General features: G+C 74.1%; 8 protein-coding genes. 2 read left to right on the top strand and 6 right to left on the bottom strand.

What is annotated here, in order from left to right:
- The 4 genes from GT045_RS03140 to GT045_RS03125 all read right to left on the bottom strand — a co-directional run.
- On the bottom strand, positions 1-1,115 hold a 1,115-nt coding region (locus GT045_RS03140), incomplete at its 3' end, for a glycine betaine/L-proline ABC transporter ATP-binding protein (RefSeq protein WP_161333221.1).
- Entirely contained in the window at positions 1,112-2,644 is a 1,533-nt protein-coding gene (locus GT045_RS03135; RefSeq protein WP_161333220.1) for a GMC oxidoreductase, read from the bottom strand. The genes GT045_RS03140 and GT045_RS03135, both read right to left, overlap by 4 nt.
- Before the next feature lie 51 nt (positions 2,645-2,695).
- On the bottom strand, positions 2,696-4,216 hold the full coding sequence (locus GT045_RS03130) for an aldehyde dehydrogenase family protein (protein WP_161333219.1): 1,521 nt from the start codon (positions 4,214-4,216) through the stop codon (positions 2,696-2,698).
- Positions 4,217-4,457: 241 nt separating this feature from the next.
- Positions 4,458-5,390, bottom strand: a complete 933-nt coding sequence (locus tag GT045_RS03125; protein WP_161333218.1) for a LysR family transcriptional regulator — start codon at positions 5,388-5,390, stop codon at positions 4,458-4,460.
- A 99-nt stretch (positions 5,391-5,489) separates the two neighbouring features.
- On the opposite strand from GT045_RS03125, the gene GT045_RS03120 reads away from it, so the two are divergent.
- Together GT045_RS03120 and GT045_RS03115 are read left to right on the top strand one after the other, a co-directional pair.
- The gene (locus GT045_RS03120) at positions 5,490-6,890 is read left to right on the top strand and encodes an MFS transporter (RefSeq protein WP_161333217.1); all 1,401 of its coding nucleotides are present in this window, start codon (positions 5,490-5,492) and stop codon (positions 6,888-6,890) included.
- 59 nt (positions 6,891-6,949) lie between these two features.
- Positions 6,950-7,774, top strand: a complete 825-nt coding sequence (locus tag GT045_RS03115; RefSeq protein WP_161333216.1) for a serine hydrolase domain-containing protein — start codon at positions 6,950-6,952, stop codon at positions 7,772-7,774.
- 353 nt (positions 7,775-8,127) lie between these two features.
- On the opposite strand, the gene GT045_RS03110 is transcribed toward GT045_RS03115, so the two are convergent.
- Together GT045_RS03110 and GT045_RS39425 are read right to left on the bottom strand one after the other, a co-directional pair.
- On the bottom strand, positions 8,128-9,117 hold the full coding sequence (locus GT045_RS03110; RefSeq protein ID WP_161298410.1) for a malate dehydrogenase: 990 nt from the start codon (positions 9,115-9,117) through the stop codon (positions 8,128-8,130).
- Between the two features lie 377 nt (positions 9,118-9,494).
- Entirely contained in the window at positions 9,495-9,968 is a 474-nt protein-coding gene (locus GT045_RS39425) for a DUF2690 domain-containing protein (RefSeq protein ID WP_237538315.1), read from the bottom strand.
- Between the last annotated feature and the right edge of the window lie 517 nt (positions 9,969-10,485).

The following is a 10,485-nucleotide window of genomic DNA, read 5'->3' as shown; positions in this document are numbered from 1 at the left end:
GCCGCGGGGGTGTCGGCGGGGCCGGCCGCGGGCGCGGGGGCGGCGGGGGCGCCGGCGGAGACGCCGGCGACGACGTCGAGGAGCTGTTCGTGGTCGACGACGCCGAGGCACCTGCCCTCGTCCATCACCCGGGCGGGCGCGCCGGCCCGGGCCACCGCCTCGATGGCCTCGGCGACCGTGGCCTCCGGGCGGACCGCCGGGCCGGTCTGCGTGTCGTGCGCCGACAGCGGGCGCATGGCCGTACGGCAGGTCAGCACCTGCTCGCGCGGCACGTCCCGGACGAACTCGCGGACGTAGTCGTCGGCCGGGGAACCGACGATCTCCTCGGGGGTGCCCAGCTGGACCACGCGGCCGTCGCGCATCAGGGCGATGCGGTCGCCGAGCTTGAGCGCCTCGCTCAGGTCGTGCGTGATGAAGACCATCGTGCGGCCCTCTTCCCGGTGCAGGCGGGTCACCTCGTCCTGCATGTCCCGTCGGATGAGGGGGTCGAGGGCGCTGAACGGCTCGTCGAAGAGCAGGACCTCGGGGTCGACGGCGAGGGCGCGGGCCAGGCCCACCCGCTGGCGCTGGCCGCCGGAGAGCTGGCCGGGGCGCCGCTTCTCCATGCCTTCCAGGCCGACCTTGGTGACGAACTCGGCGGCGCGCTCGCGGCGTTCGGACTTGCCGACGCCCTGGATCTCCAGCCCGTAGGCGACGTTGTCGAGGACCGTGCGGTGCGGGAGCAGGCCGAAGTGCTGGAAGACCATCGCGGCCCGGTGCCGGCGCAGTTCGCGCAGCCGGGCCCTGTCCATCGCGCGGACGTCCTCGCCGTCGATGGAGATGGTGCCCGCCGTCGGTTCGATCAGCCGGGTCAGGCAGCGGACCAGGGTGGACTTGCCGGAGCCCGACAGGCCCATGACGACGAAGACCTCGCCCTTGCGGACGTCGAAGGAGACGTCCCGGACGGCGGCCGTGCAGCCGGTGCGGGCGCGCAGCTCGGCGGGGTCGAGCGCGCTGAGGCCGGGGTCGGCGGGGATCCGCTCGGGCTTGGGTCCGAAGACCTTCCACAGGCCGGACACCGAGAAGACGGCGTCGGCCGTGGTGGGGGGCTTGCGCGTGGGAACGGTGAGAGTCATCGGGAATCGCCTCCGATCAGGTCGACGGCCTTCTCCCCGACCATGAGCACCCCGATCATCGGGTTGACCGCGGTCATGGTCGGGAAGACGGACGCGTCGGCGATGCGTATGCCGTCGAGGCCGCGGATCCGCAGAGCCGGGTCCACCACGGCGAGTGGGTCGTCGGCGGCGCCCATCCTGCAGGTGCCGGCCGGGTGGTACACGGTGTGCGCGACCTTGCGGGCGTACTCGCTCAGCTCGGCGTCGCCGACGACCTCCGGGCCGGGGCAGACCTCGCGCTTGAGCCAGCCGGCCAGCGGCTCGGTCCTGGCGATCTCGCGGGCGATGCGGATGCCGTCGACCAGGGTCTGCGCGTCGTAGTCGTCCTCGTCGGTGAAGTACCGGAAGTCCAGGGCGGGCTTCACGGACGGGTCGGCGCTGGTCAGGTACAGGCGGCCGCGGGACCTGGGCTTGGGGATGTTCGGGGTCATCGACACGCCGTGGGACGGGCGTTCGTAGCCGAGCCGCTCCGGGTTGTCCGTGAACGGGATCTGGTAGAAGTGGAACATCAGGTCCGGGCCCGCGTGGCCGGGGTCGCGGCGCACGAAGAGGCCCGCGTCGGAGTCCATCGCGGAGTTCTCCGGGATCGGACCGTGGGTCTCCCAGACGATCACCGACTCGGGGTGGTCGAGCAGGTTCTCGCCGACGCCGGGCAGGTCGTGCGCGACGGGGATGCCGAGCGCTTCGAGGTCGGCCCGGGGGCCGATGCCGGAGTGCAGCAGCAGGCGCGGGGAGTCGACGGCGCCGGCGCACAGCAGGACCTCGTTACGGGCCCGTACCAGCAGGTCCTCGCCGTCCTTGGTGCGCACGTGGACGCCCTCGGCGCGGGTGCCGTCCAGCTCCAGCCGGTACGCCCAGGTCTCCAGGAAGAGGTGGAGGTTGGGGCGCTCGTCCATCACCGGGTGCAGGTAGGCGACGGAGGCGGAGGAGCGCTTGTTGTCCTCCGGGTGGTAGGCCAGGTCGAAGAAGCCGGCGCCCTCGGTGAACGGCTTGCGGTTGAAGCCCTCGACCCGGGGTACTCCGAGCGCCGACCGGGCGGCGTCGACGAAGTCGCGGGCGATGGCGTTCCGGTCCTTCTCGTCGACGGAGACGATGTTGTTCTTCAGGCGGGCGAAGTAAGCCTCCATGGGGACGGCGCCCCAGCCCTCGGCGCCGGCGGCCTCCCACTCGTCCCAGTCGGAGGGCAGGGGCTTGAAGGAGATGAGGGTGTTGTGCGACGAGCAGCCGCCGAGGACGCGGGCGCGGCTGTGCCGGATGTGGGAGTTGCCGCGGGGCTGTTCCACCGTCGGGTAGTCGTAGTCGAGGTCGCCGCCGAGCATGCCCATCCAGCGGCGCAGGGTGAGGACGTCGTCGCGGTCGACGTCGCTCGGGCCGCCCTCGATGACGGCGACGGTGACGTCGGGGTCCTCGGTGAGGCGGGAGGCGATCACGGAGCCCGCCGTGCCGCCGCCGATGACGACGTAGTCGTAGACATGGGGGGTGTGGGACATGGGGGTGCTACTCCAGGGGTGTGGACAGGCGGTGCGCTCGGGCCGGCCGGGTCAGCCGGCGAACCAGCGCACCGGGCGCGGCGCGAGGTTCTGGTAGACGTGCTTGGTCTCGCGGTACTCGGCGAGACCGGCGGGGCCCAGCTCGCGGCCGGTGCCGCTCTTGCCGAAGCCGCCCCATTCCGCCTGCGGCAGGTAGGGGTGGAAGTCGTTGATCCAGACGGTGCCGTGCCGCAGCCGGCCCGCGACCCGGCGGGCCCGGCCGGCGTCGGTGGTCCACACCGCGCCGGCGAGGCCGTACTCGGTGTCGTTGGCGAGGGCGACGGCCTCGTCCTCGGTGCGGAAGGTCTCGACGGTGAGGACGGGGCCGAAGACCTCCTCGCGGACGACCTTCATCTCGCGGTGGCAGGCGTCGAGGACGGTCGGCTCGTAGAAGTACCCGCTCTCGGGGCGCTCGGGCGACGGCTGCGGCCGCTTGCCGCCGCAGCGCAGCACCCCGCCCTCGGCCAGCGCGGAGGCGACGTACGCCTCGACCTTGGCGCGCTGCTGCTCCGAGACGAGGGGGCCGCACTCGACTCCTTCGGCGGTGCCGCGGCCGAGCCGGATCTTCTGGGCGCGGCGGGCGAGTTCGGCGACGAAGCGTTCGCGGACCGACTCCTCGACGATGAGCCGGGCACCGGCGGAGCAGACCTGGCCGCTGTGGATGAAGGCCGCGTTGAGGGCCTGGTCCACGGCGGTGTCGAAGCCCTCCTCGGTGGCACAGGCGTCGGCGAAGACCACGTTGGGGTTCTTGCCGCCGAGTTCGAGGGCGACCTTCTTGACGGTGGGCGCGGCGGCCTGGGCGACCTTGGTGCCGCTGGCCAGCCCGCCGGTGAAGGAGACCAGGTCGACGTCCGGGTGCTCGGCGAGCCGGGCGCCGACGGTGTGGCCGGGGCCGGTGACGATGTTGGCGACGCCCGCGGGGAGGCCGGCTTCCGCCAGCAGCTCGACCAGCGCGATCGTCGTCATCGGGGTGATCTCGCTGGGCTTGATCACGAACGTGTCGCCGGCGGCGAGTGCCGGGGCGATCTTCCAGCTGGCCTGGAGGAGGGGGTAGTTCCAGGGGGTGATCAGCGCGCAGACGCCGACCGGCTCGTGCACGACCACGCTGTGGATGTCCGGCGAGCCCGCGTCGACCACCCGGCCGGGCGCCTCGGCGGCGACCAGGTCGGCGAAGTAACGGAAGGCGTCGGCGACACAGTCGATGTCGACACGGCCCTCCTCGGCGGTCTTGCCCGCGTCCCGGCTCTCCAGCAGACCGAGTTCCTCGCGGTCGCGCGTCAGCAGGTCGGCGACGCGGCGCAGCAGTGCGGCGCGCTCGGTGACCGGCGTACGCGGCCAGGGGCCGTGGTCGAAGGCGTGCCGGGCGGCGGCTATCGCGCGCTCGGCGTCCTTCTCGTCGCCCTCTGCGACCACGGCGAAGGGGCGGCCGTCCGCGGGGTCGAGGATCTCCCGTGTCGCGCCGGAGGCCGCCGCCAGCCATTCGCCGCCCGCGTGGATGGTCGCCTGGGCGTGTCGTTCCGTTCTGTCCGCCATGATCGGTGTTGCCTTCCGTTCCTGGTCCGTGCCCCTGTGTCACAGACGTGTCACGCTCGGGGACCGTCGCCACCTGCCCAGGGCGCGGCAGCGCATGCGCAATCCATGGCCGAAAGTGCGCGGGGTCACTGATAAGCCACCACGGAACGGGTGAAAACGGACTACACGGCGCTCCCGTCGCCGGGCTCAGGGGCCGCCGGACTACACGGCGCTCTCGTCGCCGGGCTCGGGGCCCGCCGGACTACACGGCGCTCTCGTCGCCGGGCTCGGGGCCCGAAGCCATCAGCTCCCGCACGCAGCCGCGCAGCCAGGCGTGCGCCGGGTCGGCGTCGTGCCGCGGGTGCCAGGCGAATCCCACGCTCACCGCGGGCAGACGGAGCGGGACCTCGAAGGTGACCAGGCCGAGGGCGTCGGCCAGGGCGCGCCCCCACCGGCTGATCAGCCCGATCAGATCGGTCTCGCGCAGCACGAACAGCGAGGCGGGGTAGGTGCCGACGCTGCCCACCACCGTGCGTTCCAGGCCCAGCCCGGCGAGCGCGTCGTCGACCGGCCCGCGCTGCCTGCCCCGCCGGGAGACGACGAGGTGCCCCGCCGTCCCGGCGAACCGCTCCGGGGTCAGCTCCCCGTCGAGCAGCGGGTGCCCGGCCCGTACGACACCCAGCATGCGGTCCTCGTACACCGTCTCCACGTGCACCTCGGGCGCGGCCGAGTCGATCACCCCTACCTCCAGGTCGGCGGTGCCCTGGCGCAGGAAGGGGGCGTCCACGTGGCTCTCGCTCAGGAAGCGCAGGCGGATGCCGGGGGCCTCGCGGGCGGCGCGGGCGAAGAGGGGCGGGCCGTGGGTGGCGGCCATCGCGTCGTGGCCGAGGATCGTGAAGGTCCGGCTCACCGTGCGCAGGTCGGTGTCCCGGCCCGGCGCGAACAGGGCGCGGGCGCGTTCCACCACGGCGCTCACCTCGGCACGCACGGCCAGCGCGTGCGGTGTCGGCACCATCCGCCGGCCGGCGCGGACCAGCACCGGGTCGCCGAGGGCCTTGCGGACCCGGCCGAGGGTGCGGCTCATGGCCGGCTCGGACAGGTGCAGCCGGCGGGCGGCGCCCTGCACGCTCTGCTCCTCCAGGAGGACGTCCAGCGCGACCAGCAGGTTCAGGTCGAGGCCCGTGGATTGCGTCATGTGCAGGTGTCCCTTGCGAAGGTTGCACTGGAAGACAGGTCGGTGCCGAGCCTACGGTGGGACACATCCCCACCACCCACCAGCTCCCCGGGAGGAGCCGTGCCCGCGCACGCCCTGAAACGCCCCACCCTGCTCGCGCTGTGCGCCTGCGTGCTGGTCGCACAGAGCATGGTCGCCGCTGTCAACCTGCTGATACCGCAGCTGGGTTCGTCCGGTCTGCACCCCTCGCACACCCAGATCCTGTGGACGGTCGACGCCTACGTCATCGTCTTCGCGGGCCTGCTGATCCCGGCGGGCGCCGTCGGTGACCGCTACGGCCGCAAGGGCGCCCTGCTGGCGGGGCTGGCCCTGTTCGCCGCGGGCGCCGCGACCAGCGCCCTCGCCCCCGGGCCGGCCCTGCTGATCGCGGGCCGGGGCCTGTCGGGCGCGGGGGCGGCGCTGATCGTCCCGGCGACGATGTCGATCCTGGTCCAGCTGGCCGGTCCCGAGCACCGGGCCCAGGCGCTGGCGTCCTGGACGCTGGCGATGGGACTGGGCGGCCTCGCCGGCAATCTGGGCGGCGGCCTGGTCGGTCAGTTCCTGTCCTGGCGGGCGCTGTTCGCCGCGATGGTGCCGCTGGCGGGCGTGCTCGCCGTCGCGGTGGCGCTGACCACCCCGCGCACCACCCGCTCCGCGCCGGCCCGCCCGGACCCGGCCGGCACCCTCCTGCTGACCGCGGGCCTGGTCGCGGTGCTGTTCGGCATCATCGAGGGACCCGGCCACGGCTGGGGCTCGGTCCGCATCCTGACCGCGTTCGGCACGGGCGCCGTACTGGTGGCGGCGTTCGCCGTGCACGCCCTGCGCTCGGCCGCCCCGCTCCTCGACCCGCGCGTCTTCCGCTCCGGTGAGCTGCGCGCGCACACGCTGGGTCTGGCGACCGGCTTCTTCGGCCTGTTCGCGCTGTTCTTCGTCAACTCCCAGTACCTCCAGCAGGTCAAGGGCTTCGCGCCGGCGGCGACCGGGGTGGCGATCGTGCCGCTCGTCGTCGGCATGACCCTGGTGCCGAAGCTCGCGGCCCGCTGGTCGGCGCGTCCGCGTCCGGTCGTCGGCACCGGGCTCGCGCTGATCGGCCTGGGCCTGCTGGCCGCGTCCACGGCGGACGCGCACACGCCCTACGCCCTGTACGCCTGCTGGCTGCTGGTCATCTCGGCGGGCACGGGCCTGGCCATGCCGGCGCTCACCCTGGGGGTGGCGGTCTCGCTGCCCCCGCACCAGGCCGGCCTCGGCTCCGGCCTCGGCACCTCGGCCCGGGAGACCGGCGCGGCCCTCGGCGTCGCCGTCGCCGGCACCGCCCTGGCGGCCCACGCCGACTTCGCCCACGGGATGGGGCCGGCACTGCGGGTGGTCGGGGTGACGGTACTGGTGGCGACGGCCGTGGTCGTGACGGGCTACCGCGGTTCCGGCCGCTCCGTCCGGGCCGCGTCGGGGACCCCGGCACCGGCCGAGAAATCCATGGCCTGAACTTGACGGCAGGTCATGGCCGGCGCCGGAGAATACGGATCCCGACCGAGAGGACCGCCGTGCGCCGCATCCCGACCTGTGTACTGACCGACGCGGGCCCGCCCCGGGTGACCGGCGGGCACGCGGTGGACCGTCATGTCCAGATCGGGTCCCTCACGAAGGCGCTGACCGGCACCCTGCTGTCCCGGATGGCTCGGGCGGGCCTGGTCGGGCTCGACGACCCCGTCGAACGGTGGCTCCCGGCACCGCCCGGCACCGGCGTCACGCTGCTGAACCTGGCGCGGCACACCTCTGGTCTGCCCCGGCTGCCTCCGGGCCTCGGCCTGCGCGACCCGTACGCGGGCTTCGGCCGGGCGGAGTTGCTGCGCCTGGTGCGCGGCCTGGACACGGCCGTCGTACGCCCGCCGGGCGACGAGGAGTACTCCAACCTCGGGTACGCCGTCCTCGGCGCCGCCCTGGCCGCCGCGGGCGGCGCCGGATACGAGGAACTGCTCGACGCCCACGTCCTGCGGCCGTCGGACGTCACCGAGGTCACCGCCCACCCGACCGCCGCACAGCGGCTGACGGCACCGGGCCTGCTCCCGGGTACGCGGCGCAGGCCGTGGACGATGGACGGCGCGATCCTCCCGGCCGGCGGCCTGTGGGCGACCCCGCGCGCCACCGCCGATCTCGTCGTACGGCTGCTGGTGGAACGGCGGCTGGGCGAACCGTCGGTGAGCTGGCAGTCGGCGGGAGCGCTGCGCTGGCACAACGGCGCCACCCGGGACGCGTCCGTGTTCGCCGGAGCGCTGGCCGACGGGCGGTGGGTCGTGGTCCACCGGCTGGGCGGCCGGGCCGAGGACACCGACAGCACCGGGATCGAGCTGCTCACCCAAAAGCGGTGAACCCCCGGTACGACGCCGGAGCCGTGACTGACCCCCGCACGGCACGGGAGCCGTGACTGACCCCGCACGGCACGGGAACGGTGGCCGGCCGCCGCACGTCCGTCGCGGGAACGGCGACCGGCCGCCGCACGGCACGGGCGCGGTGGACTCCCGGTACGACGAAGTCCCCCTGCCGCTCACCGCGGGAGGGGGACTTCGTGTGTGGAGCGCCGGGCAGGCCTTGCACCTGCATCTCCCCGCAGGAAGCGGGGCGTCTTTCCTTGGACCACCAACGCATCACCTGGTGCCGGTTCCCCGGCGGCCGGTGCGTGATCAACTATAGCGCACCGGCGCCGGGGTCACACCACGTCAGGTCAGATGAGGCCGAGACCGCGGACCGCCTCGCGCTCCTCCACCAGCTCCTGGACGGAGGCGTCGATGCGGCTGCGGGAGAAGTCGTTGATGTCCAGGCCCTGGACGATCTCGTACCGGCCGTCCTTGCAGGTGACCGGGAAGGAGGAGATCAGGCCCTCCGGGACGCCGTAGGAACCGTCCGACGGGATGCCCATGGAGGTCCAGTCGCCCTCGGCGGTGCCGTTGACCCACGTGTGGACGTGGTCGACGGCGGCGTTGGCGGCGGAGGCGGCCGACGAGGCGCCACGGGCCTCGATGATCGCGGCACCGCGCTTGGCGACGGTCGGGATGAAGTCCTCGGCCAGCCACTTCTCGTCGTTCACGGTCTCGGCGGCGTTCTTGCCGGCGACCGTGGCGTGGAAGATGTCGGGGTACTGGGTGGCGGAGTGGTTGCCCCAGATGGTCAGGCGCTTGATGTCGGCGACCGTGGTGCCCGTCTTCTTCGCCAGCTGGGTCAGGGCGCGGTTGTGGTCCAGGCGGGTCATCGCGGTGAAGCGCTCGGCCGGGACGTCCGGCGCGGCGGCCTGCGCGATGAGCGCGTTGGTGTTGGCCGGGTTGCCGACGACGAGCACCTTGATGTCGTCCGCGGCGTGGTCGTTGATGGCCTTGCCCTGCGGCTTGAAGATGCCGCCGTTGGCCTCCAGCAGGTCACCGCGCTCCATGCCCTTGGTGCGCGGACGGGCGCCCACCAGCAGGGCCACGTTGGCGCCGTCGAAGGCGACGTTGGGGTCGTCGGAGATGTCGATGCCCTGGAGCAGCGGGAAGGCGCAGTCGTCGAGCTCCATCGCGGTGCCCTCGGCGGCCTTGAGCGCGGGGGTGATCTCCAGCAGGCGCAGCTTGACCGGCACGTCCGCGCCGAGCAGCTGGCCGGAGGCGATGCGGAAGAGCAGGGCGTAACCGATCTGGCCGGCCGCGCCGGTGACGGTGACGTTCACGGGAGTGCGGGTCATGGCGTTCTCCGTATGACAGCTGGCGGTGGGGCGTCCCTGCCCCGGGCGGATGATCGATCTCTTGGCATCAAGAGAGATCCAGCGGTCAGGCTATCGCGCATCCGGCATGCGAGACGTCCGGGGCCGTGTGGCTCACCCCACAGGGGAGGCAGGGGGGAGCAGCGGCTCGGAGCACGCGCAGGCGGCCGTCCGTCGTCCGGGAGAGGAGGGACGAAGACGGCCGCCGTGGGGGGACCGGCGGACCGGGCTCCCGTGGGGGTACGGCTCGCGTGCCCGGGATCAGGCCCGCCATGCGCGCGTGGCGCGATTCCCCGCTCCCCGCTCCCTCTCGTGCCGCTCCCCGCCCCGCCGCCCCGGGGCCGGCGTGTCCGGTGCCGTCACTCCGTGCAGCCGGTCTGGCCCGAGGCGAGGGTGGCGCAGGCCCTGGCCTGCGCCGGGCCCCGTACGGCGACCATCGGGGTGTACCCGATCGTGTCCCCCACGGCGGTGATGTCACCCGTCTGCCGCTGCTTGCCGACGGTGACCCGCACGGTGTCGCCCGGCACACCGCCGGTGATCCGGCCCCAGGCCGTGCCGCACGCCTTGCTGTAGCGGACCTCCAGGGTGGTGGTGCCGACCGTGGCGGTCTTGGCGGTGGTCACCAGGTCACCGCTGCACCCCATCGCCTCGGCGTCCTTGCCGGTGCAGGAGGAGTCGGCGCACTTGACCCCGGGCGGCGGGCTCCTGCGGGGGTGGGCCGACGGGGAGGGGGCGGTGGCCGCGCCCCGGCCCTGGTCGCCGTCGCCGCGGTGGGTGACGTAGAAGACGCCGGCGATGAGCGCGAGCACGCCGAACAGGCCCGCGAAGAACATCGTGACCTGCTGACGACGCGCGGACCACCGGACCGCGGGTCCCGGACGCGGGCCCGCGGGCCGCCCTCCGTGGGGACCGGGGACGCCGAGCGCACCAGACGCGCCGGACGTGCCGAGCGCACCGGGCGTGCCGAGTGCGCCGGGCGTGCCGAGTGCGCCGGGCGTGCCTGGCGTGCCTGGCGTGCCTGGCGTGCCTGGCGTGCCGAATGCTCCGGGGGCGGCGGGAGTGCCTAGTGCCCCGGGTGCTCCCGGCGTTCCGGGTACGCCGGGTCGGCCGGGCTGACCCGGTACTCCCGGTGCTCCCGGCACTCCCGGTGCTCCCGGCACTCCTGGTGCTCCCGGCACTCCTGGTGCTCCGAGGGCGTCGGGGGTGGCCGCCGAGCCGGGTGGAGCGGGCGGGGCCGCCGGGCCGGACGTGACCGGCGAACCGGAGGGGGTGCGGGTGCCGGCCGGGGCGGCGGCGCCCGCCGGGGTGCCGGCCCGGCCGGCGGGCAGCCCGTCGGGGCCGTCGGGGCCG

This window comes from Streptomyces sp. SID486 (assembly GCF_009865385.1).
Classification (GTDB): domain Bacteria; phylum Actinomycetota; class Actinomycetes; order Streptomycetales; family Streptomycetaceae; genus Streptomyces.
Note: the sequence above shows the minus strand (reverse complement) of the source record. Positions and strands in the feature narration are given on the sequence as shown.

Excerpts from the sequence above, each read along its gene's own strand:
- GT045_RS03135 (WP_161333220.1), bottom strand. The coding sequence starts at position 2,644 with ATGTCCCACACCCCCCATGTCTACGACTACGTCGTCATCGGCGGCGGC.
- GT045_RS03130 (WP_161333219.1), bottom strand. The coding sequence starts at position 4,216 with ATGGCGGACAGAACGGAACGACACGCCCAGGCGACCATCCACGCGGGC.
- GT045_RS03125 (WP_161333218.1), bottom strand. The coding sequence starts at position 5,390 with ATGACGCAATCCACGGGCCTCGACCTGAACCTGCTGGTCGCGCTGGAC.
- GT045_RS03110 (WP_161298410.1), bottom strand. The coding sequence starts at position 9,117 with ATGACCCGCACTCCCGTGAACGTCACCGTCACCGGCGCGGCCGGCCAG.
- GT045_RS39425 (WP_237538315.1), bottom strand. The coding sequence starts at position 9,968 with ATGTTCTTCGCGGGCCTGTTCGGCGTGCTCGCGCTCATCGCCGGCGTC.